Annotated in this window: 24 protein-coding genes; 10 read left to right on the forward strand and 14 right to left on the reverse strand. The window is 28.0% G+C overall.

Annotation, left to right across the window (positions count from 1 at the left end):
- Window positions 1–3: 3 nt before the first annotated feature.
- Window positions 4–2,565, forward strand: a complete 2,562-nt coding sequence (leuS, locus tag T324_RS0113655) for a leucine--tRNA ligase (protein ID WP_028330772.1) — start codon at window positions 4–6, stop codon at window positions 2,563–2,565.
- Between the two features lie 89 nt (window positions 2,566–2,654).
- Here the strand turns inward: leuS and T324_RS0113660 are convergent, their stop codons facing one another.
- Both T324_RS0113660 and T324_RS17415 read right to left on the reverse strand, forming a co-directional pair.
- A complete protein-coding gene (locus tag T324_RS0113660; RefSeq protein ID WP_028330773.1) occupies window positions 2,655–3,296 on the reverse strand; it encodes an SGNH/GDSL hydrolase family protein in 642 nt (213 codons plus the stop codon).
- A 570-nt stretch (window positions 3,297–3,866) separates the two neighbouring features.
- Window positions 3,867–4,268: a tetratricopeptide repeat protein gene (locus tag T324_RS17415; RefSeq protein ID WP_051436856.1), complete on the reverse strand. Its 402-nt coding sequence runs from the start codon at window positions 4,266–4,268 to the stop codon at window positions 3,867–3,869.
- Between the two features lie 379 nt (window positions 4,269–4,647).
- On the opposite strand from T324_RS17415, the gene hisA reads away from it, so the two are divergent.
- On the forward strand, window positions 4,648–5,361 hold the full coding sequence (gene hisA, locus T324_RS0113670; RefSeq protein WP_028330774.1) for a 1-(5-phosphoribosyl)-5-[(5-phosphoribosylamino)methylideneamino]imidazole-4-carboxamide isomerase: 714 nt from the start codon (window positions 4,648–4,650) through the stop codon (window positions 5,359–5,361).
- Window positions 5,362–5,827: 466 nt separating this feature from the next.
- Here the strand turns inward: hisA and T324_RS18615 are convergent, their stop codons facing one another.
- The 10 genes from T324_RS18615 to T324_RS0113715 form a co-directional block, all read right to left on the reverse strand.
- Window positions 5,828–5,995 (reverse strand): hypothetical protein, encoded by a 168-nt coding sequence (locus tag T324_RS18615; protein ID WP_245580726.1) that lies wholly within the window; start codon window positions 5,993–5,995, stop codon window positions 5,828–5,830.
- A gap of 146 nt (window positions 5,996–6,141) precedes the next feature.
- A complete protein-coding gene (locus T324_RS0113680; RefSeq protein ID WP_028330775.1) occupies window positions 6,142–7,833 on the reverse strand; it encodes a phospho-sugar mutase in 1,692 nt (563 codons plus the stop codon).
- 99 nt (window positions 7,834–7,932) lie between these two features.
- Window positions 7,933–8,184, reverse strand: coding sequence for a hypothetical protein (locus tag T324_RS18620; RefSeq protein ID WP_425387442.1), 252 nt, complete (start codon window positions 8,182–8,184; stop codon window positions 7,933–7,935).
- Window positions 8,185–8,209: 25 nt separating this feature from the next.
- Window positions 8,210–8,596 (reverse strand): hypothetical protein, encoded by a 387-nt coding sequence (locus tag T324_RS18625; RefSeq protein WP_245580728.1) that lies wholly within the window; start codon window positions 8,594–8,596, stop codon window positions 8,210–8,212.
- Window positions 8,597–8,613: 17 nt separating this feature from the next.
- Complete coding sequence (locus T324_RS0113690; RefSeq protein WP_051436857.1) at window positions 8,614–9,720, reverse strand: leucine-rich repeat domain-containing protein; 1,107 nt, start codon at window positions 9,718–9,720, stop codon at window positions 8,614–8,616.
- 77 nt (window positions 9,721–9,797) lie between these two features.
- On the reverse strand, window positions 9,798–10,439 hold the full coding sequence (locus T324_RS0113695) for an outer membrane protein (RefSeq protein WP_028330777.1): 642 nt from the start codon (window positions 10,437–10,439) through the stop codon (window positions 9,798–9,800).
- A gap of 11 nt (window positions 10,440–10,450) precedes the next feature.
- A complete protein-coding gene (locus T324_RS0113700) occupies window positions 10,451–11,110 on the reverse strand; it encodes an outer membrane protein (RefSeq protein WP_028330778.1) in 660 nt (219 codons plus the stop codon).
- A 24-nt stretch (window positions 11,111–11,134) separates the two neighbouring features.
- A complete protein-coding gene (locus tag T324_RS0113705) occupies window positions 11,135–11,827 on the reverse strand; it encodes a hypothetical protein (RefSeq protein WP_028330779.1) in 693 nt (230 codons plus the stop codon).
- A gap of 12 nt (window positions 11,828–11,839) precedes the next feature.
- Window positions 11,840–12,772, reverse strand: a complete 933-nt coding sequence (locus T324_RS0113710) for a hypothetical protein (RefSeq protein ID WP_028330780.1) — start codon at window positions 12,770–12,772, stop codon at window positions 11,840–11,842.
- Window positions 12,773–12,861: 89 nt separating this feature from the next.
- Window positions 12,862–13,434, reverse strand: a complete 573-nt coding sequence (locus tag T324_RS0113715) for a hypothetical protein (RefSeq protein ID WP_028330781.1) — start codon at window positions 13,432–13,434, stop codon at window positions 12,862–12,864.
- Window positions 13,435–13,646: 212 nt separating this feature from the next.
- On the opposite strand from T324_RS0113715, the gene T324_RS0113720 reads away from it, so the two are divergent.
- The 7 genes from T324_RS0113720 to T324_RS0113750 all read left to right on the forward strand — a co-directional run bounded on the left by T324_RS0113720 (window position 13,647) and on the right by T324_RS0113750 (window position 20,097).
- Complete coding sequence (locus T324_RS0113720; RefSeq protein WP_028330782.1) at window positions 13,647–14,072, forward strand: HIRAN domain-containing protein; 426 nt, start codon at window positions 13,647–13,649, stop codon at window positions 14,070–14,072.
- Window positions 14,073–14,141: 69 nt separating this feature from the next.
- A complete protein-coding gene (gene holA / locus T324_RS0113725) occupies window positions 14,142–15,158 on the forward strand; it encodes a DNA polymerase III subunit delta (protein ID WP_028330783.1) in 1,017 nt (338 codons plus the stop codon).
- Between the two features lie 310 nt (window positions 15,159–15,468).
- Window positions 15,469–16,134, forward strand: a complete 666-nt coding sequence (locus tag T324_RS0113730; RefSeq protein WP_028330784.1) for a late competence development ComFB family protein — start codon at window positions 15,469–15,471, stop codon at window positions 16,132–16,134.
- Between the two features lie 61 nt (window positions 16,135–16,195).
- Window positions 16,196–16,732, forward strand: coding sequence for a hypothetical protein (locus T324_RS0113735; RefSeq protein ID WP_028330785.1), 537 nt, complete (start codon window positions 16,196–16,198; stop codon window positions 16,730–16,732).
- Window positions 16,733–16,839: 107 nt separating this feature from the next.
- Complete coding sequence (locus tag T324_RS0113740; protein WP_028330786.1) at window positions 16,840–17,223, forward strand: Fur family transcriptional regulator; 384 nt, start codon at window positions 16,840–16,842, stop codon at window positions 17,221–17,223.
- A gap of 113 nt (window positions 17,224–17,336) precedes the next feature.
- Complete coding sequence (locus T324_RS0113745; RefSeq protein WP_028330787.1) at window positions 17,337–18,923, forward strand: glycoside hydrolase family 57 protein; 1,587 nt, start codon at window positions 17,337–17,339, stop codon at window positions 18,921–18,923.
- A gap of 190 nt (window positions 18,924–19,113) precedes the next feature.
- Window positions 19,114–20,097, forward strand: a complete 984-nt coding sequence (locus T324_RS0113750; protein ID WP_028330788.1) for a P1 family peptidase — start codon at window positions 19,114–19,116, stop codon at window positions 20,095–20,097.
- 56 nt (window positions 20,098–20,153) lie between these two features.
- Here T324_RS0113750 and T324_RS0113755 read toward each other — a convergent pair whose 3' ends face one another.
- Together T324_RS0113755 and T324_RS0113760 are read right to left on the reverse strand one after the other, a co-directional pair.
- On the reverse strand, window positions 20,154–21,086 hold the full coding sequence (locus tag T324_RS0113755; RefSeq protein WP_028330789.1) for a DNA-methyltransferase: 933 nt from the start codon (window positions 21,084–21,086) through the stop codon (window positions 20,154–20,156).
- Entirely contained in the window at window positions 21,083–21,949 is an 867-nt protein-coding gene (locus T324_RS0113760) for a HindIII family type II restriction endonuclease (RefSeq protein ID WP_028330790.1), read from the reverse strand. The genes T324_RS0113755 and T324_RS0113760 overlap by 4 nt, the downstream gene beginning before the upstream one ends.
- Before the next feature lie 169 nt (window positions 21,950–22,118).
- Between T324_RS0113760 and ileS the strand changes: the two genes are divergently transcribed.
- The gene (gene ileS, locus T324_RS0113765; protein WP_028330791.1) at window positions 22,119–24,890 is read left to right on the forward strand and encodes an isoleucine--tRNA ligase; all 2,772 of its coding nucleotides are present in this window, start codon (window positions 22,119–22,121) and stop codon (window positions 24,888–24,890) included.
- Window positions 24,891–25,009: the final 119 nt, after the last annotated feature.

The following is a 25,009-nucleotide window of genomic DNA, read 5'->3' on the forward strand; positions in this document are numbered from 1 at the left end:
ATCATGGAATATAATTTTACTACCATTGAAAAGAAATGGCAGAAATTCTGGAAAGATAATCAGTCTTTCAAAACAGTATCTAAACCTACAGACAAAAAATACTATGTACTAGAAATGTTTCCATATCCATCTGGAAAAATGCATATGGGGCACGTTTCTAATTATACTATAGCTGACTCTATAGCTAGATACTATAAACTGTTAGGATATGATATTTTACACCCAATGGGCTGGGACGCTTTCGGTATGCCTGCAGAAAATGCTGCTATAGAACATAAAACTCACCCTGCTGAATGGACTTTGAAAAATATTGCTAATATGAAAGAGCAGTTAAACTTGCTTGGATATTCCTATAATTGGGATAGAGAAGTTACTACTTGTTTGCCTGATTATTATAAATGGGGACAATGGTTCATATTAAAAATGTATGAGAAAGGTCTTTTATATAGAAAAGGCGGAGATGTTAACTGGTGCGATCATTGTAATACAGTACTTGCAAATGAACAGGTTACTCCTGAAGGTACTTGCTGGAGATGCGACGGAGAAGTTACTAAAAAGAAACTTGAGCAATGGTATATAAAAGTTACTGATTATGCAGAACAATTAGATGCAGATTTGAAATTATTAGAAGGTTATTGGCCTGATAATGTTATAGCTATGCAGAAAAACTGGATTGGTAAAAGTGTAGGTGCTTATATCAATTTCAATTTAGATGACGGTAAAGAGTTCCCTATATTTACAACTCGTCCAGACACTATTTACGGTGTTACTTATATGGCTATAGCTTGGAATTATGACGGACTTTTAGATATGTGTACTCCTGAACAAAGAAGTGCTGTAGAGGAGTTCATTAAAAAGTCTGCTAAGATTGACCAAAAAACATATTATGAGAAAGAAGGTGTATTTACTGGAAGATATGTAGTTAATCCATTTAATGGAGAGAAAGCTCCTTTATATGCTGCTAATTTCGTTTTAGCTGAGTATGGTAGCGGTGCTGTAATGGCTGTTCCTGCTTATGACCAAAGAGACTTTGAATTTGCTAAAAAATACAATATTCCTGTAAAAGTTGTTATACAAAATGCTGATAATTCTTTAAAAGCTGAAAATATGACTGAGGCTTATACTGAAGACGGAACAGTTGTTAATTCAGATATTTTAAATGGACTTTCTTCAAGAGATGCTATAAAAAGAGCTATAGAGTATGCTACAGAAAAAGGTTTTGGTAAGCAGCAGATACAGTATAAATTAAGAGACTGGCTTATATCAAGACAAAGATATTGGGGCAATCCTTTACCATTTGTACATTGTGAGAAATGCGGTGTTGTTCCTGTACCTGAAAGTGAATTACCTATAACACTTCCTATGGATATAGAATTTACTGTAGGAGATAACCCTCTTAAAAAATCAGAATCATTCGTTAATACTACTTGTCCTAAATGCGGTGGTAAGGCTAGAAGAGAAACTGACACTATGGATACATTTACATGCAGTTCTTGGTATTATGCTAGATATACAGATGCTCATAACACTCAAATGCCTTTCGATTCTGATATTGCAAATGCTTGGCTTGGAGTTGATCAGTATATAGGCGGTATTGAACATGCTTGTATGCACCTTTTATATTCAAGATTCTGGTACAAGTTTATGAGAGATATAGGACTTGTTAAAGGAGATGAGCCTTTCAACAAACTTTTAACTCAAGGTATGGTTTTAGCAAATAGCTATGAATCAAGAGAGTTAAAGAAATTCTATACTCAAGAACAAATGAATAATAAAGAGTATGAGAAAGACGGTATTAAAAAAGAAGATATAATAGTAAAAATGGAAAAGATGTCTAAATCAAAAGCCAATGGTGTTGATCCTGCTGAGATTATAGAACTTTTCGGTGCTGATGCTGTTAGAATATTCGTTATGTTCGTTGCTCCTCCTGAAAAAGATAAAGAATGGTCTGATGAAGGTGTTAAAGGTTCTGCAAGATTCTTAAACAGAATTTGGAACTTATTCCTTAAATACAAAGATGAAGAAGCATTCAAAAACGGAAAATCATTTGACTATAATAATCTTTCAAAAGAAGGACAAAAATTATTCAGAAAATACAATAAAACTATTAAGAAAGTTACAATAGACATTAAAGACAGATTCCACTTTAATACTGCAATTGCTGCTTTAATGGAGCTTTTGAATGATATGTCTAGTATAAAATTAGCTAACAATGATGATTATGCCATGTTCAAAGAAGTTATAAGAGGATATTTAATACTTCTTAATCCTATAGCTCCTCATATTACAGAAGAACTTTATCAGATATTGAACTTTGGTAAGATGATACTTGAAGAAAGCTGGGTTGAACATGATGAGCAGTATTGTAAAGATGATACATTCGAGCTTGTATTCCAAGTTAATGGTAAGATAAGAGATAGGGTAGAAGCTGATGTTAATATAAGTGAAGATGATGCAAAAACTCAGGCATTATCAAATGATAAAGTAAAACAGTTTACAGATGGAAAAAATATTGTTAAAGTAGTTTATGTTAAAGGTAAACTTGTAAACATAGTTGTAAAATAAAATTTAATTAATTTAAAATAATAAAAAGAGTATAGATTAAAAAAATCTGTACTCTTTTTTTATTACAATTTTTTATAAATCAAATATTATTATTTATTAAAAATATTTTTTATTTCTCTAGCTAAATTTTCAGCTATTATTTTATGTGATTCTTTATCAAGATGTATTTGATCCTTTTCACTAGCTTTTACTATACTTCCTAAATCAAAAAAATGAACTTTTTCTTGTTCTGCAAGCAATTTATATTTGGAAGCTAATTCTTTAGATATTTGTACAGAATTTTGAGTAAACCCTGAAAAATCATTAACAATATCAACTTTCTCTCCCACTGGAGGAGGTGCAAGCAATAAAATTTCAGGTTTTTTATATCCCATTGGATCCTCGCTATTTCTAATTTTGAATATAAGTCTTTTCATTCCTTTAGCAATTAAATTAGAAGTAGCAGAAAAATGTGCTTTTACATCATTCGTACCTAAAGATAGTATAACTAAATCTAATGGTTTATGTGTTTCTAATGCTATTTCTATATATGCAATTCCATTTCTTCCAGGCTCAAATGTATCATCAAATACAGTAGTTCTGCCTCCCAAACCTTCCTCAATAATCCTATAATCATTACCTAAAATATTCTGTAATATTCCTGTCCATCTTTCATCTATGGAATATCTTTTATTTGCCATTGGTATAGAACCAAATGTGTTGCTGTCACCATAACATAATATATTTATCATAGTTTTAATGTCCTATTATTGATTGTTATGCTTGTCGACGAAGTCCACCTACGTGTAGGTGTTGACTACAATAAGCTAGTGAGTAATCTCACTAGATGGCTACGACTCGCTTTTTATTATTCTTAATAATATTAATAAAAATATATTTGTCAATATTAATTATTAATAAAGATATTTTTATATACTTCTATATTAAAAATTATTTTCTATTTAGCTTTAATTACATACCTCGCCCTTTATTCTTTATTGTTTTATTTTGAAATTATAATTTTTATTATATTTATAACTTGATTAGAAATTAAAGCACCCACCCAAGTTTTTATTAGATTTAGAATTTTATTCAACGCACGGTGAGCTGAATTTGATATATAATAAAAATTGGAATTTATAATTAATTTATATTGATAATATTATTCTTCGTGCGGAGTTTTAATTTAAAATTTAAATAAAATTGGGGTGGGCTTTATAATTACAGTAAAGGCTTAAAAGAAAAATAGTAAAAATGACAAATTGAAGTTATAAATTAAAAAGGGTGGGCAATTATAATAAAATTTGTAAGTTAATTAATTTTCATTGCAAACCGTATTTGTTTTCGATGTTTTTTATATTTTCTATGATAGTATTATTAGTAGTATCTAACTCTAAGGCCTTTTTATAATCTTTTAATGCTTCTTTATATAATCCCAAACTATATTTAGCATTTGCTCTATTACAGTAAGCTTCAAAATAATTATTATCAAGTTCTATTGCTCTGTCATAATCTTTTATAGCATCTTCAAAAAGTCCCATATTATACTTAATTATTCCTCTATTATTATATGATTTAATATGATACGGATCTATTTTTAAATCTTTATTATTTTTTAAGGTTTCTTCATAAAAGTTTATAGCTTTATCATAATCTTTTAATCGAGATTTTTCTAATTTAGATTTGTCTATAGGCTTTTTAAATAAATAGCCAAATATTGACATTGGTCGCTCCTATATAACAAATATTAATATATATCATTATAACATAAATAATTTTTTATATTTTAAAATTTTATTTATAACCCGCCCTTTATTCTTTATTGTTTAATTTAGGATTTTTGATTTTTATTCTCTTTATAACTTTATCAGAAATTATAGCCCCGCCCAAGTTTTTATTAGATTTATAATTTTATTCAACGCACGGTAAACTAAATTTTATATATAATAAAAATTAACATTCAAAATCAGTATATATTTATAACACAGTTTTGCGTGCGTTTTGTACGTTAAAAAACTTAGAAATTTAAATTATGATAATTTTTTATTTTAAATAATATGTTATAATTATTTAACTTATTAATATAAAATTAGAGGATTAAAAATGTATATACTTCCAGCAATAGATTTAAAAAATGGAGAAGTTGTAAGACTTGTTGAAGGAGACTATGATAATAAGACTACTTATTTTAGAGACCCTATTGAAGCATTAGATTTTTTTATTGAAAGCGGAAGTAAATATCTGCATGTTGTTGATTTGGATGGGGCAAGCGACGGAGAAACTATTAATTTTAAGACAATAGAGAAAATCATAAAAAAATCTGATTTATTTGTTGAAGTAGGCGGCGGTATAAGAAATGAAGAGACTATAAATAGGTATTTGGATATAGGTGTAAAAAGAACAATACTTGGAACAGCTGCTGTTGAAAATATTGATTTTACTGAGAATATGATTAATAAATATAAGGATCATATAGCTGTATCCATTGATTCAAGATATAGAATGATAGCAGTTAAAGGCTGGAAAGAGATTAATAAACAAGACTCAGTTGAATTTTGCATTAAACTTGATGAAATGGGTATCGATACAATTATATATACTGATATATCAAAAGATGGAAAATTATCCGGTACTAATTTAGAAATATATAAAGAATTAAGAGAAAAAGTTTCATGCAATATTATAGCTTCAGGCGGTGTTACTTTTGAAGATGAAATTATAAAATTGAGAGATATGAATATTAACGGAACTATAGTAGGAAAAGCTATATATGAAAACAAACTAGATTTAAAAAAGATTATTAAACTTGTTTCGTAATATTATATATATTTTTTATTTTGTTAATATAAGTAAATACTGGTACATATAAAAAATTAGTTAACGCACGGTTAGATTAATTTGATATCTATTGAAATTAAAATTAACAATCAAATTATTTTTTGCTTTGTTCTGCGTGCGTTTGGTAAATTCAAAATTCAAATAAATATAGAGTGTTGAATTAGAATAAATACAAAAATATAAAAGTCCCATTAAAAAATAATGAAGCTTTTATATTTTATAAAGTAAATAATTATTATATTTCTTATAATATTTATCAGAAGCCATTAAAAAAATCAGAAATTTTTCCATAAACTAATACAATAATAAATAATAAAATCGGATAGTAATAGTAAAAAGAATTCCGCTGCCGCTTTTTACTGGGGATACAAACATACCAATAAGCATTATAAACGGTAAAAATAAAATTCCTAATATTATTATAGTTAATAATAAAGAAGTTTTATCATTTTAGTTTTTGCAAAATTATTTGTGTATATAGTATTTCTGTAGTAGTAATTTTTCCAACAGATATATCTGTACTTGTTTTTTCATTGTTGACACTTATATAATTACCTGAACAACTTATTATAAACATCAGTAAAAAAGATAATATTATAATAATTTTTCTCATATAGTATCCTTAATATTATTATCTAATTATATATATTATACTTTTTTACTATGACAAAACTGTTGTATAAAAAAAGCCCCATTATAAAAACAGGACTTCTTTTATTTTTTATTAATAATAAGTTTATCGCTAGCAACAATAATAAATTATTCTTTAATAAACTTTTTGAAATTAGCTACTTTTTCTTTAGCTATAGTCAGTCTCTTATCTTTGCTTTCTCTTACGCAAACTTCAAAATAGAATTTGATTTTTGGTTCAGTACCAGAAGGTCTGATAGTAATCTTAGTTTTATCTTCAAGTATGTACTGAAGAACATTAGATTTAGGTAAAGTAATATCTTTTATTTTTTTACCAGTATTATCATAAACTTCTTTTTTCTCATAGTCGCTTATGCTTTCAACTTTTACACCAGAAATTTCTTTAGGTAAATTGTTTCTGTAATAAGTCATCAAATCAGCTATAGCTTTAGCTCCGTCAGCACCTTTTTTAGTTATAGAGATAGTTTCTTCATAGAAGTAGCCATATTTTTCATAAATGCTTTCTAAGTAATCAGCTAATGTCATGTTATTGTCTTTACAATAAGCAAGTACTTCAGCAAGCATTAAACAAGAACTAACGCCGTCTTTATCGCGTACATTAGAGTTAATACAATATCCGAAACTCTCTTCAAATCCGAATAAATATGTTCCTTCTTTATCTCTTTCTATAACATCAGCAATCCATTTGAATCCTGTAAGAACATTATAAAGCTTAACATTGTTAGCATCAGCAATAGCTCTAGCAAGTTCAGTAGTAACTATAGTTTTTACTATAAATGGATTTTTAACATTCTTTTTATTTGTGATGAGATAATAAGCCATAATAGAACCGATTTGGTTTCCAGTAAGATACATATAAGAACCATCTTTAGTAAGCAAAGCACAGCCCATTCTATCGCAGTCAGGGTCAGTACCCATAACAAGTTCAGCACCTATTTCTTTAGCTTTATCAACAGCAATTTTCAATGCTTCAGGGTTTTCTGGGTTAGGTGATTCTACAGTAGGGAAGTTTCCGTTAGGAGGCTGAGCACCTTCTAAAGTAGTTAAATTTGTAAATCCTGCCTTTCTTAAAGCCATAGGAACCATTTTGTATCCGGAACCATGAATAGGAGTATAAACTATTTTTATATCATGATGTTTTTTGATTATATCAGGATTAACTAAATATCCCATTAAATCATTCATATATTTATCTTCAATATCTTTTCCTATAATAGTAACTTTTGAAGAATCTCCCATTTTTACTTCTTCAGGCTTAACTTTCAATACTTCTTCTATTATGTTTTTATCATGAGGAGGAATAACCTGAGCACCATCAGTCCAATAAACTTTATAACCATTATATTCTTTAGGGTTATGGCTAGCAGTAACAACTATTCCTGCAATACAGCCTAAACTTCTAACAGCATAAGAAAGAAGTGAAATAGGGTGAATATCATCGTATAAATAAACACTTATACCATTTGAAGAAAGTATTTCAGCAGCAGCTTTTGAAAATACATCAGAGTTATTTCTTGAGTCATATCCTATAGCAACTTTATAATTACTTCCGCCTTGTTTTAATATATAATTAGCGAGTCCTTGAGTAGCAACGCCAACAGTATATTTATTCATTCTGTTGGTACCAACTCCCATTATTCCTCTAAGTCCGCCGGTACCAAATTCTAAATCTCTATAAAATGCATCTATTAACTCTTTTTCATTGCCGGCATCTAATAATGCTTTAATTTCTTTTTTTGTCTCTTCATCATAAGAGCCGCTAAGCCATGAGTCTATTCTTGCTTTTACTTCTTGTTCCATATATACACCTCTCTCTATATTTATTTTAAATAAATTCTAACAAAAAATTAATAATTTTTCTATATAAATTATAGTATACAAAAGGTATATAATCAAGTATTATTTAGGCATAGAAGCACCATAATGTATATTAACCCACTTAACACCTAAAAAATTATCCCAGCTATTATTGTTAGGATTTGAAGGAACATTAGGAAGATATAAATCTGTAGGAGTAGTTCCAGATAAAGTTGTTGTTTTTATTATGTTTGGAGAAGTTTCTAAATATTCTATGTTTTTTAATGAACTGCATCCGTCAAAACATGTTCCTTGAACAGTCATTAAAGAATTAGGCATACGTATGTTAACCAATGATGTGCATCCTTTAAAAAAGTTATCAGCCATTTTTATAGTAGAAGCAATAAAGTACAGTTCTTAGAAATAAAGCATTTTCTGATGTAAAATTATAATTACTATCAAGAATAGCATTAGATAAATCTAATTCTACATTACTTTCATTTTTAAGAGCAGTTTTCATATTATCGAATATAGCAGATGATGAAATATGTCCTACAACCACTATAATATTTTTTCCTGTTATTTTTTTATTATTTTCTAAAGCATTTGTTATTTCATCTACTGAAGCATTAGCATCTATTATTGAAAGAGTTTTATTTTCATTACCGCCTAATGATATATCATATTCTGAATAAGGAGAAGTTATTTTATATTTACATGAGGTCATTGTTAAAATAAAAATAAATAATATTAATACTTTTTTCACTTATAGTCTCCTATTAATTAAGGCATGGCTTGCTTATAAATATTTCTTCCCGTATCTTTCCAATTGTATCCCAAAAAATTATCCCATCCTGTATCTATAGATGCTGCTTTAGGGAGATACAAATTAATAGGAGTAGATGCTGGTACTGAAATACTTCCGCCATTATATTCTTCAAATACTTTTCCTGTTGCAACAACACTATTATTTTCGCCTAGATATTCTATGCTTTTTAATGATGTGCATCCTGACAAAATATAATCACCTTCCATTTTTGTTAAATATTTTGGCAGACTAATTTTTTCTAACGAAACACAATTAAAAAAAGCAAAACCAGAAATAGTTGTTAATTTATTATTTAATTCTATACTTTTTAATGATTTACAGTCAGAAAAAGCACTTTGTTCTATTATTGTTACATTTTGCGGTAAAGTTATATGTGTTAATGAAAGACAATAATTAAATGAAGTAGCACCTATATCTGTTAGTGAATTAGGTAATAAAACTGTTTTTAAACTTGCACAATCATAAAATGTTTGCTGATTTATTTTTGTAATTTTTGTATTCTGTAAATCCACATGACTAAGTATATAACATCCATGAAATGCTCCTTCTCCAATTTCAGTTATTGAAGAAGGAAAATTAATATTTCTTAAACTTACACATGATTTGAAAGCACTTTCTCCTATAGTCGTTATTGTATTGGGCAATTTAATATTGGCTAAATTATTATTATTTTCAAACGCATTAGCTTTTATTTCTGTCATATCTGTTCTGCTTAAATCAAGTGCAACACCTTGAAGATATTCATTTTTCTTTATGATACCATTTATTATTGCTATAGTACCATTTTTGTTTATATTCTCTTTAGTATCGCTTAAAAATATTATATAGGATCCGTATTCACTAAAATACTGATTCATAATATTTTCTATATCTGCTTCTTTTGTATCTGCCTTGATTAAATATTTTGGATCAACATTGTCTGGAATCGAATAAATATCATATCCGTATCCTGATGATGCAAGAGGATCTGTTGCTATATAATTACTGCATGAAATAAAAAATATTGAAATGAATAATAATAAATTGATTTTTATAAATATCTTATATTTATCTTTTTTCATAATTTGTTCCCATAATAAAAATATTAACAAAAAACCAAAAATAAAGTAAAATTATTTTATTTTTACTTAAAAAATATTTATAGTTTAGGCACTTTAAACCTTAATCCTAATAATACATCATGGTATCCATCTGCTTTTGTATCTAATAAATATCTGTATCCTAAATCAATAGCCATATAAGGCAGTACATTAAAAGACATTCCTCCGCTGAATCCAAAAACTAATGTACTTACAGATGTTCTATATTCCGTTTCATTATATGTTGTAAAAAAACTATCTTTTAATTTTGCCCCCATAGAAAAACCTAAATAAATTGTAAATGGAGGATATTTAGTTAATAATGTTTGTTTATATGTTTCATCTGTTAATACTTCATCTATAACAAAAAAGTTAATATCAAAATATACAGAACCTAATAAAGTATGCATTTTTATATCATTTGTCATTCCTACTATATTTCTGCCGATATATTCAAATTCAAATCTTACAGGAGATGATTTATTTATTGTTGGTATACTATATCCAATAGAAAAACCGCCTCCTAAATAATTAAAATATCCTTTGCTTCCATCATCTTTAATGTAAGCATAACTTCCATCATGTGAAAACATAAATTTAGGAGTTATATATAAGCCTTCGGGAATATATGAAAATAGTTTCTGTGTGCTATTGAATAATATTATGAACATAAATATGAGTATATAGTATCTTTTCTTCATCTACTGTACCCCTAAAAATTAAACCTTAAAGAAGCTATTATATCATGATTGGATTGTGTTTCTTCTGTAAGCAGTAATCTATATCCTAAATCCAAACTTAATAATGGGGTTATATGAAATCCTAATCCAGCCCCAAAACCATAAAGAAATTGTCCTTTATTATAATAAGTGCTTGTTTTAAAAATACCGCCGTATTCATGAGATGTATTTGCTATATATGTATTTAATGCTCCTCCTATAAAAAATCCTGCATAAATTGACATTAAAGGTCTTTTTCCATTGTTAATTTTACTTCTGGCGGAATTAGGATTATCATAATCTGTATACCAAAAATAATAATCATAGTATGCACCCAATAAAAAGCTATGAGAATGCATAGTTTTTACTCCAGTTATATATACATTTTCAGGCATAGGATTTCTATATAAATATTCAAATTCAAGTCTTACTGTACTGTATTTATGGAATATGTCAAAATTATAACCAACGGCAATACCGCCTCCAACATATAAGTCTTGAATGTTTTTTTTATCGCTGTTTGGTTTTCTTATTCCAGAATCTTCTATTTCAAATAATAATTTAGGTGATAAATATGCTCCTATATCTATAGCCATAAGCATGTTAGTTAAAGAAACTATCAAGAAAAAACTAAACAAAAACTTTTTTATCATAAAATAATTTCCTTAAAAATAAAATCAAAACAATATACCAATAGCAAATCTAGGCAGCAGTACAAACCTAAATATATGATTATAAGAATATCCGATATCAATTATGGATATATCAAAGAAAGGACGTACTCCGCTGTTAATTCCTAATCCCCTTGAAACATCTATTCTAAATCCAAACTCTCCTGATGCATAAAAATCCCATATATACGAATCTTTTTTTACAGTAGAATTTGAAGTTTTATTATAATTATTTCCATAAGTTATAAATAATGTAGTTCCAACTTTAGGCATTATAAAAAATCCAGATGCTCTGTCTTTTTTATTGAAATAAAATCTTCCTCCAATAGATAATCCAAGACTGTAAACACTGCCGTTATATCTCGTACTTGAATTATCATAGTATGTTTTCATAGTATATAGCCCAGCATCAACATTTAAATCAATTTTTTCAGAAGCTCTGTATGTATAAGTTAAATCTAAGCCAAAAGTACCTTGTAATTTAGGATTATTAGGATCATTGCTAGGCAAAAGAAGATTAACAAGTGCTGGAGCTTCTAACATATAAAATATAGCAGGCCCGAAATTAACACCTATTGAATGTCTATGAGAAGAAATCCCATTTTCTGTTGTTAATGTGTTATTTGTAGCAGGTTCCTGAGCAAAAGATATGCTGGTAATTATAAATAAAAATAAAATTATTAATTTATTTTTTCTCATATATACCTCGCATTAAAACCTTAAACTAAAGCCTATTCTAGGGAATAAGGCAAATCTAATAGATGCTACATAATTAGCCCATGAAGGAAAAGAATTCCAAGAAGGTATTATTTTATTCATATTTATTAAACCGCTTCCAAAGAAACCAATACCTTCTCTAATATCTTCATACATACCTGGAATTCCAGAACGTACATAATATCCTATTTCAAATAAAGAAATATCGATATAAGGTTTTACAGGCCATTCTCTTGTAGGGAATAATTCTATAGTCCAGCCTAGTTCATAAGATACATACATTGTAGTATCAACTGTATGACGCTTGGTTTTTACTCCAGTAATTCCATGCTCCGTTTCTACATCAGATATTAAGGTTTCTAAACCGAATCTAAATGTATTTACTACCTGTCTGTTTTTTCCGCCTAAAAATTTTACTCCTATTGTTGCTGGCAAATATATAAAAGATGCTTTAAAAGTGGTATCAGTTGATACTGCACTTCCTATATTTCCCAAATTTCCCCCAGAAATTGCAGAATCAATTAAATCCCCAGCCTTATCTTTTGGTATGTTAAGCGAAAATGACATAGATTGTACGCCGAAACCAACCTCTATTCCAATACGCGGATGAACTAATAGGGTATATGATATACTTGGAACATACCAAAAACTTCCTTTAGCTTCTATAGCATTTAGATATTTTTCTATAGAACTTAAATTAACTCCAACTAAGCCTGCAAGTGTATCGGCATTGTTGAAAGCTGTATTGATAATACTAGGAAATAAACATGAATATCCAGGAGCCAAATTTATGCTTACTACTTGTCTGCCTTTGATCCAACTATATGTATTGGTATCAGATTGTGTAGACATTGGTATTCCATTAGCCATACATAATTTGGATATACCAAAAACTATAATAAATATTAGTAATAACTTACTTTTCATTATCCGCCTTAATATATATTTATTATACCTTATTTCTAATTTATATGCTTAACATAAAAAATTTACTAAGCATTAAAAATACATTCAATTTAAGGTGAAGGATTTTTATTAGTACCTATAGTATCAGGGTCTCCAAAACTTCCTTTAGGCAGACCATTTACTATTGATTCTATTTGACTTACTTGTTCTTGAGTAATACCGCTGTTTCCTACTAATTTATCAACATCTATATTTCCATTACTGTCTATTCCGCCATTGCTTGCTATATTAACCATTATACCTAAGGCCTTGTCTTCACCAACTATAGTTAATATATCATTTATAGCTTTTTTACCATCTTCTGTCATATCTACAGTATATAATGTATCACCCGCAGGTACTGTTACTATATATCCTTTATCATCTCCTGAAGGCTTATCGTCTTTGTATATTCCGCCTACACCTAAGATATTGTCTTCAAATGTATAATTTTTATCTCCGCTCCCAGTGCTAATAGTAATTTTATTGCCATTATCATTTACTGTAACACCTTGCCATTTATTATTTTCCATTTTATTTAAAAATAACTCAGGACCTGGTCCTGTAATTGTAAGGCTTGTTTTTTTACATGAAAAAAACGTTATTATAATAAATAATACAGCAATATACTTGACTGCTTTCACTTCTTATCTCCATAAATAATACTTATACTTTTATTATATATTTTTTTTCTATAAAAACAACATAAAATTATACTGTTATATAAAGTCGACTATATTAACTTTAAAAATTAGTTTATATAATATTTTTTATATGCTTGACAGAAAATTTGAATTAAAGTAAAATTTATAGATGTTCAATATTAAAAAGGTAATACTTTCCGTTTATGAATAATATTAATGATAATACAAAACATATTACATATATAACTAATCATGAAAAAAATAGTTTCAGAAGAATTATTATAAATAGAAATTATAAAACTAAGAGATATTATATAGATTTTTTTGTTGCAGGATATAAATATAATGACGGAAAGGAGATAATAGAATTTTTATGCAAAAATGAATCTGTAACTCTTGTTCATGAAATATTTAACCCTTATGACAGATTTGCTATAGCTATATATGACAGCAGAAATTATTTCCGTTTAGGTTATATTCCTAGTGTTATTTCACCTTTAATATCATATAAACTTGAAGATAAAAAAAATAAAGTGCATGCTGTAATAAAAAGTATTAAACTTGAAGAAGATGATGAGTGCAAAATAGAGATAAGAGTATTTATAGATATAGTAAAGAAGTCTAAGAAGAACAGTTAAAAATATAGCTATTGCATCTTAATATACATTATGATATTATTAATCGTAAATTTATTATAAAAGTTATATATGAAAAAAATTTCAGTAAAAACAGAATTAGCTTTTCAAAAAGTTAAAGATGAATATATTAAAGAGCCTTTTAACTATGGTATTTATATATTAACAGGAAAAGAAAGACTTTTTAAAAAGGCTTTTATTGCTTCTATGCATTCTTATATGTTTCCAGATGAAGGAGACAGTGAAATGAATTATAGTGTGTTCTATGATAAAAATGACGCTGTAGGATTTGCTCCATTAGAAGTAGCAGATACTCCTCCTTTTGGATCCAAACTTAGACTTATTGTTATTTATAAATATAATAATTTTCAGGAAGATTTTTTAGAATATTGTTCTAATCCGTCTAAAACAGCTATTGTTATATTAGAAACCGAAAGTTTATTAGAAGAAGACCCTATATATAAATATTTTTCTAAAAAACAAAATTCAGATAATATATATTTTATAGATTTTCCTTTACCTGATGAAAATGATTTTAGAGGATTAATTAATGCCTATGTTAATAAACAAGGGAAAAAAATATCTACAGATGCTGTTGAGTATTTAATTAATAATATAAATTTGGATTATGATTCACTTTATTCCGAGCTTGCAAAAATATGCAATTATAATGATAAAGATTATTTGCATATTGAAGATATTATGGATTTTACTTATGTATCTAAAAATAGAAACATATTTGACTTTTTAGATGCTGTTTTTGAGAGAGATAGAAAAAAATGCTTTAGTATTATGCATAGGCTTGATCAAGATGCCTCAAGTTCTCTTACATTGATGATGAATAATTTTATGGCAATATACTATATGAAAATATTTAGTCCTCAAACAACTTTAAATGAAATAAGTAAATTAACTAAAATACCAGAGTTTATCTTAAAAAAGAAAAAAAACTCATTAAAACTTTTCTCTTTAGAAGAAGTTGTAAATATAATATCAAAAATATCATATTTAAATACTTTAAGTGTTACAACACCTGTAAATATTTTTAAAGCACATTTTGAATTATTTTTGTTTACAATAACTAAATAAATATAAACATTTTATAGTATTTAATTATGAAATTATCAGTATATTTACAAAAATTATTTTTATTTCTTTGCATCTAGTTATTTAGATATATGAAGTTTACAATGTTTATCAACATAACTATATTTTAGATTTATCCATATTCAAACAAAAATATATTTTATATTTCATTTAGGATAATTTTTTATATTTTTATATTATAAAACTTATTTTAATATAAAATGAAATAAATAAACTAAGTTTTACAGCAATTTTCTTTGACAAATAACCATTTATTTTGTATAATATCTCATAAATTTATAGGATGGTGCTTATGTATTTAGTTAACCTTATGGAACAAAAAGTTTCAAAATTAGCAGATTCTTATTTAAAAGAAAAAAATATACCAGTTAATACAAATATGCGTATGGATATCATAGCATATACTTTAAATAGAGTTCAATCTCAGTATGTTACAAGTGCCAGAGGTGTTTTACATAGTTATAATAGAGATCTTATACAAAGCAACACTGAAATTTTAAGTATTATAGCAGATGCATGCGAAATAGTTACTAGAAGAAAAGAAAATACTTTATTAGAATCTGTTCCATCTATAAATGAGAATGGATACTATATAACATATCCAAGCATAATGGGTAATATAACCTCTTCTAATAATTTTGAAAAAATAGATAATGCCTTGGTTTATATTTTCTATGAGAATAAAATATTACAGGGTTATGGAGTTAATTTTCCAAATCCAGCTATAGTGTCAAGTAATGTACCTGGAAAGTTTATGTTTTGTTTTATGCCTAAAAAGGTTGATAGTAATACAGAGATAGATGTTAATTTAGATATAGTTGTAGAATCAGAAAAATATATGCAGTATAAAAGTGTATTATCATTTAAATTAAAGCCAACATACTATAATGTTGGAGATATGCCGCTTTTCTCAATAGAAGAAGTTAATGATATATTATTAATAGAGAATCAAATATAAAATATAATAAAGTAAAGCATTTGTTGATATTTGTGCATCATTGTATTTTAAAGAGAATTAGATGAGAGTAATTAAATTTATTGTATTTGCATGCTTTTTTATTATTTTTATTGTTATAGCAAATTTAATTCATAAAAACCTTACCTCTTATGAAGTTACAGGAATAAGCAGTTCTTTTAATTATTATAATATATTATCATACAGTAATAATGATATAAAATCTTTGGTATCATTATCTTTTAAAACATCATTTGATAGCTTAGCATCCATTTTTGATATGGATAAATCTCTTTTAAAAAATACTATTATAAAAAAGAGCATTAATATAAGAGAAGAAGAGGCAGATCTTATAATATTTACAGGTAGTGATAGTATAGAGCAAATAACAATTAATACATCAAATAATGCGGATGCTTTTTTAGACAATTTATTAAATGATTTAAATTCAAATAATATACAATTAGAAAAAGAAATTCTTGATGATGAAAACGGAAATATTTTGGCTGAAATTTATTTTTATAAGACTGTAAACTATAAATTTGTTATTACTAAAAGCAATAATGATTTAGCAATAGATTATATAAATTTAAAGGTATAGTATACTATATAAATTTTTTGATTTTTTCTTGACAAATAATTTACTTAGTAGTATCTTACTAAATAAGATTAATTATCAATTACAATTATTAATGGGGTTATTATTCTATGAATACAAGAAATACTATACAAAAACAAGTCATTTTAAATGCCGTTAGAGAGTTAAAGAACCATCCAACTTCTGAGGAAGTATATAACTATATTAAACCTAATTTTCCTTCTATAAGTTTAGGGACTGTATATAGGAATTTAAATCTATTATCAGATACTAAAGAAATACAAAAACTTTCTATTATAGATGATGCTGTACGTTTTGACCATATAACAAATGAACATTATCATTTTCAATGTAGTAAATGTAAACAATTGATTGATATACCTATGGAATATCAAGACAAATTAGATGATTTAGTTTCTAAAGAATATGGTGTAGATATACTAAAACATGATATCGTTTTCACAGGTATTTGTAAAAACTGTAAACATTCTTAAAATATTGTTATGCTTATTATTTTTTATTAATAACGATATTTACAGTCTTGATTTTAATATTTATATTTTATATACTATTTAATATATAACATTTTAAATTTAAGGAATAATATATGTCAAAAGGCTATTTAGCTTTAGTGCTGCATGCTCATCTCCCTTATGTGAGACATCCTGAACATGAGAACTTTTTAGAGGAAGAATGGTTATATGAAGCTATTACCGAAACTTATATACCATTGCTGGATGCTTATGATAGGATGGTTAATGACGGTATTAATTTTAAAATAACTATGAGTGTCACTCCTCCGCTTATGAATATGCTGGCTAATGAGCTGCTTCAAAATAGATATGTTAATTATATAGAAAAATTGATTAAATTGTCAGAATTGGAATGCGAAAGAACATCATTAGATCCGAATTTTCATCATACTGCAGAATTTTACAGAGATAAATTTAGAAAGATAAGAGATATTTTTGTTTATAAATATAATAAAAATATATTGAATGGATTTAGATACTTTTTAGAAAGAGGAAATTTAGAAATTATAACATGCGGAGCCACTCACGGATTCTTTCCTTTTATGCAGGAATATCCTAATGCTATAGAAGCTCAGCTTAGAATGGCTGTAAAAACTCATGAAAGGCATTTAGGAAGGAAGCCAACGGGAATATGGCTTGGTGAATGCGGTTTTTTTCCGGGATTAGAAAAGCATTTGGCAAATAACGGCATAAAATATTTCTTTGTAGATACTCATGGTATAATGTATGCAGATAAAGTTCCAAAATACGGTGTTTATGCTCCTTTATATTGTTCAAGAGAAAGCAGAGTTGCTGCTTTTGGAAGAGATATTGAAAGTTCAAGAAGCGTATGGAGTGCTGAGGTCGGATATCCCGGAGATTTTAGATATAGAGAGTTTTATAGAGATATAGGCTATGATTTGCCTTTTGATTATATTAAAGATTTTATACAAAGTAATGGTCTTAGAAAAAATACTGGAATAAAATACTATAGAATTACAGGAAAAGACTGTGCTAAAGAGCCTTATAATCCAGAATGGGCTATGGAAGCTGCAGGAGATCATGCAGGAAATTTTATGTTTAATAGAGAAAAACAGATAGAATATTTGTCTTCTGTAATGGACAGACCTCCTATAGTAGTTTCTCCTTATGATGCTGAACTTTTCGGACATTGGTGGTATGAAGGACCTATGTTTATAGAATTTTTAATGAGAAAGATTCATTATGATCAAAATACTATAGAAACAATAACTCCGAAAGAATATTTGGAAAGACACCCAGTGAATCAAATATCAATGCCTTCTATGTCAAGCTGGGGAGCTAATGGATACGGAGAAGTTTGGCTAAATGGTACAAACGGATGGATTTACAGACATTTGCATAAAGCGGCAGAACGTATGGCAGAATTGGCGCATGATTATTATAATGAAACTGGTCTTTATGAAAGAGCTTTAAATCAGGCAGCACGTGAATTATTGCTTGCTCAAAGCAGCGACTGGGCTTTCATTATGCATACCGGCACTATGGTTGATTATGCTGTTAATACTACTAAATTATATATAAAAAGATTTACTGATCTTTATTATGCTATAAAAAATAGGGATCTAAATGAAGAATGGCTAAGCAAATTAGAGTGGAGAGATGATATATTCCCAGAAATGGATTTTAGAATATACAATTAATTTTTAAATATATTAGAGTATGTGTATTAAAAAATATACATACTCTTTTTTTATCTGTGTAAAATTATTTTTGTATGTAAAAATTCAGTTCTTCGTATTTTTTGCTGTCATAAAAGAATTAGGATGCAAGGTAAAACTTCATTATACTTATAAATATTTATTTGAATAGTTTTATATATAGGATCTATTTATGAAAGAGATAAACATAACAGATATAGAAAATATAAAAATAGGCAATGCGCAAAATAAAGAAGCTGCCACAGGATGTACGGTTATAATATGTGAAAGAGGCGCCGCTGTTGGTTTGGATGTTAGGGGAGGAGGGCCTGCATCAAGGGAGAGCGAACTTACTAAACCATTTGCAACTACTGAAATTATACATGCTGTACTTTTAAGCGGAGGAAGTGCTTTTGCTTTAGATGCTTCCGGCGGAGTTATGAAATATTTAGAGGAAAGAAATATTGGTTTTGATGTAGGTGTTACAAAGGTTCCTTTAGTTTGTCAGTCTTGTATATTTGATTTAAGAATTGGCGATTATAAAGTTCGTCCTGATATTAATATGGCTTATGATGCTTGTATAGATTCTGAAAATAATAATCCTAAAATGGGAAATTACGGAGCAGGTACTGGAGCAACTGTAGGAAAAATTTTAGGCAGTGATTATGCTATGAAATCTGGACTTGGTTTTTATGCTGTTCAAATTGATTATGTAAAGATTGGTGCTGTAGTGTCTGTTAATGCTTTTGGGGATATATATGATTATGATAATGGAGAAATGATAGCAGGTCTTCTTAATGAAAATAAAAATGGATTAAGAAGTTCTGAAAAAGAGCTTATAAAAATTACACAAAATAAAAATTTATCATTTACTTCTGCAGCTAAAGACATAGTTACAAATACTACAATAGGGGCAGTTATAACCAATGCTAAGTTTACGAAATCGCAAATGGGAAAGATTGCTTCTATGGCGCATAATGGATTTGCAAGAACAATAAAGCCTGTTCATACAACATTAGACGGCGACAGTATTTATGCTATGAGTGTGGGAGATATTAATGCTAATTTGGATGCAGTAGGTACTATTGCGGCAATTGTTATGGGGCGTGCTATTAATAATGCTGTAAAAGCTGCTGAGTCTTTACATGGTTTTAAATCTTATAGTGATATAAAATAATAATAGTTAAATAAAATAGCATTTTTATATTTTTATGATTGAATTATTTAATAATGTTACAAATCTAATTCTAGCTGATAACATTCATCTAATAATCTTTTATTGGCTATATTTACATTATTCTCATCAATATCTATACCTATATAATATCTGTTTATATTTTTAGCGGCTACGCAAGTTGTACCTGAACCAACAAATGGATCTAAAATAACAGCATTTTCTTTTGTTACCAATGATATTAATAATTCCATTAATTTTATAGGTTTTTGATTAACATGCATACCAGAATCATATTTTGTTACATCTACTTTTATTATATTATCATAAAAATTATTATCTTTATGATTTATACAATACTTTTTTATTGCTTCTTCATTCCAAGCACCAACGTCATTATTTATTACATTATCCGCTATTGTAGAGCCTATTTTATATGGTTTTTGAAACCATAATATAGGTTCAAATATAGGTCTTAAATTAGCAACTCTCCAGCCTTTCCATTTTTCATAATTTTTAATATCATTTCTTCTTTCATATATAGATGATAGTCTTTGAGCTTTAGCAGCAGCAGCATTTTTTTCCCAAGCAAGCATATCTTTAAATGTAAAACCTGCATCTTCAAGTGCCACTATACATCTATGAGCATATCTTCTGCCGGCAAAAACGAAACAGCTTGCTCCAGGTTTTAAAACTCTAAGCCAATCTGAAGCCCAAGAAGAACACCATTCTTGGTATTCTAAAGGTATTTTTTTATCTGCTTCGCTCCAGCCATTTAAAGGTTTTCCTCTTCTTTTAAATAAACTTCCTATTTCTAATTGGGCATTTGAAGCTCCTCCTAAAGCTGAGTTTGAATTATTATGTAATACATCCCAATCTTCGTAAGATATTCCATAAGGTATATCTGATATAATAGCATGTATAGTTTCGCTATCAATAGTTTTCATTATATCTATTGAATCACCGCATATTATTTTATCTATAATATTCATAATTGAACCTTTTTTATAAAATCATCTATATGTTTAATTCTATCTTCTAATTTTTGCGATTTGAGCAATTCAGATATTGCTTGTTCTTTAGTATAACTTTTTATTATGTTTATTTCATTTTTTAAATATATTTTTTCTTTTATTGATCTGTTTTTTATTATATCAATTTGATTAATCAATGTATCATTGAATTTGTTATTATTAATATTTATAGTGTGGCAAAATGCTTCATTAAAATTATAGAAAAAATTATTTTCACTGTCTTTCAATGAAATTTTTTCAGAATATAAAGTTCCAAAATTCCACACATTTTCAAAATTTATATATTTATTTTCTTTAATATTGTTTTCTATCAAAAATATTAAATGTTCCCAACTTAGTAAACATACATTTTTTTCTAATGATTGTTTATAAATTTGGCTTTTTTTTCTAGGATATTGGAAATATGGATAACATAAAATAGAATAATCTTCATCTTTTTTCCATTTTGAAAGAGCATCAATTTTAAAATCTTTTTGATTTTTAGCAGTCCTGCTCATTCTAAAAGATTTAGCATCAGCTACTAAGGAATATTTATGTATTTTAGATTCCGCATATACATCTGCAGAATTCCCTCTTGTTTTTAAAACATCTGAATCAAGCCCTATTTCTCTAAAAGCTCTAGCTAAAATTATATCAGATAATTTTGAAAAAGCTTTTTCTTCTGTAGTATCATGCCCTATTGATTCAGGTATTATTCCCACATTGTATATTATATCTAAAAAATTATTTGTATTTGCAACTATTTTTTCTAATTTTTCTGATATTTCATCAAATGTTAATTTTTTAGATTTATGTATTTCCTCAACTAATTTATTAAACATTTATTCCTCATTATATTATTTTTATAATATATATTTATTAGTATTTTTGTCAATATGATAGATTAATTACAATAAAAACTTGTAAAATTCCTGCTTATAGTATAGAATTGAATATCTTTATAAATTCAAAAATTATTAAAGAAAATAAAAAAAATGGAGCAAAAATAAGATGGATTATAGTTCTACTATCAATTTGCCTAAAACCGCTTTTCCTATGAAAGCAGGTTTAAAGGAAAAAGAGCCCAAAATAATAAATAAATGGGACGAAGAAAAACTTTATCAACAACTTAGAGAATTAAGAAAAGGTGCTCCTAAATGTATTTTACATGATGGACCGCCTTATGCGAATGGAGACATTCATATTGGAACATCATTGAATAAAATTATTAAAGATATTATTGTTAGATATAAATCTGCTAAAGGTTTCGATTCTCCTTATGTTCCTGGTTGGGATTGTCATGGTATGCCTATAGAATTAAAAGTGCAGGAGAGTTTAGGAGATAAATATAAAGAAACTTCTAAATTTATAATGAGAAAAAAATGCCGTGCTTATGCTCAGAAATATATTGATATTCAAAGAAAAGAGTTTAAAAGACTCGGTGTAATGGGAGATTGGGAAAATCCTTATCTTACTATGTCGCCTGAATATGAATCTGAAATAGTTGAAGTATTTGCACAGTTAGTAGAGAAGGGATACATATATAAAGGTTTAAGAACTATTCATTGGTGTATGGATTGTGAAACTGCATTGGCTGCTGCTGAAATAGAATATGATGATAATCATACTTCTACAAGCGTTTATGTAAGATTCCCAGTATTAAATAAAATCAATGATAAATTAGATGGTAATGTTGATGTTATGATATGGACTACTACTCCTTGGACATTGCCTTCAAATATGGCTTGTGCTTTCAATAGAGACTTAGAATATGTTGCTGTTGAAATAGACGGAAGATATGCAATAATGACAACTTCTTTAGTTGATACAGTTTTATCTAAAAAAGACATGAAAGCAGAAGGCAGAGATATGATTCCTGTATCTATGGAAGAGATTGAAAAACTTGAAATAGCTCATCCATTTATAAAAGACAGAAAATCTGCTGTTGTATTTGCTGATTATGTTGAAGCTACTGCTGGTACTGGTATAGTTCATACTGCACCTGGTCATGGTATGGAAGACTATCAAACTGGTATGAATTACGGACTTGAAATATATTGTCCGGTTGATAAAGCTGGAAGATATACAAGCGATTTCCCAGAAATGCAGGGAATGAAAGTAAGAGATGCAAATCCTAAAGTAGTAGAGATACTTGAAAATAACGGTTCATTATACTATAAAGAAAAAGTTACTCACAGTTATCCTATTTGCTGGAGATGTAAAAATCCATTGATATTCAGAGCTACTTCTCAGTGGTTTATGAATATGACACATGATAATATAGATAAAAGAACAGTTAAAGCTTTAGATAATATTAAATGGTATCCAACTTGGGGACATGATAGAATGCAGAAAATGCTTGAAAATCGTCCTGACTGGTGTTTATCAAGACAGCGTTCTTGGGGAGTTCCTATACCTGCATTCTATTGTAAGAACTGCGGAAAAACTTTATTAACTGCTGAATCTACAAGACATTTTGCTGAAATAGTAAAAACTAAAGGAATGGATGTTTGGTTTGAATTAGAGGCTAAAGATTTACTTCCTGAAGGCACTAAATGTGAATGCGGAAGCTGTGATTTTGATAAAGAGCAAGATATTTTGGACGTTTGGTTTGATTCTGGTGTATCATCTTTTGCTGCACAGAAAACTAATAAAGATTTAGACGGAGTTTTCCCTGTTGATATATATTTAGAGGGAGGCGACCAATACAGAGGTTGGTTCCAAGCTGCAATTTGGCCTTTTATGGCTATAAGAGGAATACCTCCATACAAAGAGCTTGTAACTCATGGTTGGACTTTAGACGAACAAGGCAGAGCTATGCATAAGAGTGCAGGCAATGTTGTTTCACCTTTAGAAGTTATTGACAAATATGGTGCTGATATATTAAGACTTTGGTGTATAAGTGAAGACTTCACTCACAATGCACGTGTTGGTGATAACATGATGAAGGCTATTGCTGACAATTACAGAAAAATAAGAAACACTTTCAGATATTTATTAGGAAATATTTCTGATTTTGATTTCACTAAAGAAAAGATTGAAGTTAAAGATTTACTTCCTGTAGACAGATATGCTTTATCAAGACTTCATAGTTTTATAAAAGTTGCTGAGAAGGCTTGCGATGGTTATGAGTTCCATTTATTCTATCAAAGACTTATAAATTACTGTGTTGTTGAGCTTTCTGCTACTTACTTTGACATTATCAAAGACAGATTATACTGTGATAGAAAAGATTCTGTTTCAAGAAGAAGTGCTCAGACTGTACTTGTTGAAATATTAGATGTGTTAGTAAAAATAATAGCTCCAGTACTTCCTTTCACAACTGATGAGGTTTGGGGATACTACAAAGGAGAAAATGCTTCTTCTGTACATTTAGAGTTATATCCTAAAGCTGATGACAATTTAATTGATTTAGAGTTAGAAAAAGAATGGGCTTCAATTCTTAAAGTACGCGATGATGTATTATTATCACTTGAAAGAGCTAGAGATAATAGCACAATAGGTAAATCTTTAGAGGCTTATGTAACAATATCCACTAAAGAACCAGCAACTAAAGAATTACTTACTAAATATGAAAAATATTTAAACGAGATATTCATCGTAAGTAAAGTAACACTTTCTGACAGCAAGGACGATACATTTATAGAGGGCGGCGTTTCTTTCGTTAAGACAGAGAAAGCTAGTCATGAAAAATGCGTACGCTGTTGGGGACATTATGACAGTGTAGGAACAGACAGCGAGCATAAAGAGTTATGTACTAGATGTGCTGAGGCAGTGAGATAAAAAATAATTAATATTTAGATATTAAAAGGGTAGCTGGTGTTTGCTGGCTATCCTTTCTTATTTTTATATGATATTTTTATAAAAAGTTGTAAATATGAATTATATATTGTTTATATTTA

The sequence above is a fragment of the Brachyspira alvinipulli ATCC 51933 genome (assembly GCF_000518245.1).
In the GTDB taxonomy this organism is placed as follows: Bacteria; Spirochaetota; Brachyspiria; order Brachyspirales; family Brachyspiraceae; genus Brachyspira; species Brachyspira alvinipulli.

Bases quoted from the DNA above. Each gene is read 5' to 3' on its own strand.
- leuS (WP_028330772.1), top strand. From the start codon at position 4: ATGGAATATAATTTTACTACCATTGAAAAGAAATGGCAGAAATTCTGG.
- T324_RS0113660 (WP_028330773.1), bottom strand. From the start codon at position 3,296: ATGATAAATATATTATGTTATGGTGACAGCAACACATTTGGTTCTATA.
- T324_RS17415 (WP_051436856.1), bottom strand. From the start codon at position 4,268: ATGTCAATATTTGGCTATTTATTTAAAAAGCCTATAGACAAATCTAAA.
- hisA (WP_028330774.1), top strand. From the start codon at position 4,648: ATGTATATACTTCCAGCAATAGATTTAAAAAATGGAGAAGTTGTAAGA.
- T324_RS18615 (WP_245580726.1), bottom strand. From the start codon at position 5,995: ATGAGAAAAATTATTATAATATTATCTTTTTTACTGATGTTTATAATA.
- T324_RS0113680 (WP_028330775.1), bottom strand. From the start codon at position 7,833: ATGGAACAAGAAGTAAAAGCAAGAATAGACTCATGGCTTAGCGGCTCT.
- T324_RS0113690 (WP_051436857.1), bottom strand. From the start codon at position 9,720: ATGAAAAAAGATAAATATAAGATATTTATAAAAATCAATTTATTATTA.
- T324_RS0113695 (WP_028330777.1), bottom strand. From the start codon at position 10,439: ATGAAGAAAAGATACTATATACTCATATTTATGTTCATAATATTATTC.
- T324_RS0113700 (WP_028330778.1), bottom strand. From the start codon at position 11,110: ATGATAAAAAAGTTTTTGTTTAGTTTTTTCTTGATAGTTTCTTTAACT.
- T324_RS0113705 (WP_028330779.1), bottom strand. From the start codon at position 11,827: ATGAGAAAAAATAAATTAATAATTTTATTTTTATTTATAATTACCAGC.
- T324_RS0113710 (WP_028330780.1), bottom strand. From the start codon at position 12,772: ATGAAAAGTAAGTTATTACTAATATTTATTATAGTTTTTGGTATATCC.
- holA (WP_028330783.1), top strand. From the start codon at position 14,142: ATGAAAAAAATTTCAGTAAAAACAGAATTAGCTTTTCAAAAAGTTAAA.
- T324_RS0113730 (WP_028330784.1), top strand. From the start codon at position 15,469: ATGTATTTAGTTAACCTTATGGAACAAAAAGTTTCAAAATTAGCAGAT.
- T324_RS0113735 (WP_028330785.1), top strand. From the start codon at position 16,196: ATGAGAGTAATTAAATTTATTGTATTTGCATGCTTTTTTATTATTTTT.
- T324_RS0113740 (WP_028330786.1), top strand. From the start codon at position 16,840: ATGAATACAAGAAATACTATACAAAAACAAGTCATTTTAAATGCCGTT.
- T324_RS0113745 (WP_028330787.1), top strand. From the start codon at position 17,337: ATGTCAAAAGGCTATTTAGCTTTAGTGCTGCATGCTCATCTCCCTTAT.
- T324_RS0113750 (WP_028330788.1), top strand. From the start codon at position 19,114: ATGAAAGAGATAAACATAACAGATATAGAAAATATAAAAATAGGCAAT.
- T324_RS0113755 (WP_028330789.1), bottom strand. From the start codon at position 21,086: ATGAATATTATAGATAAAATAATATGCGGTGATTCAATAGATATAATG.
- T324_RS0113760 (WP_028330790.1), bottom strand. From the start codon at position 21,949: ATGTTTAATAAATTAGTTGAGGAAATACATAAATCTAAAAAATTAACA.
- ileS (WP_028330791.1), top strand. From the start codon at position 22,119: ATGGATTATAGTTCTACTATCAATTTGCCTAAAACCGCTTTTCCTATG.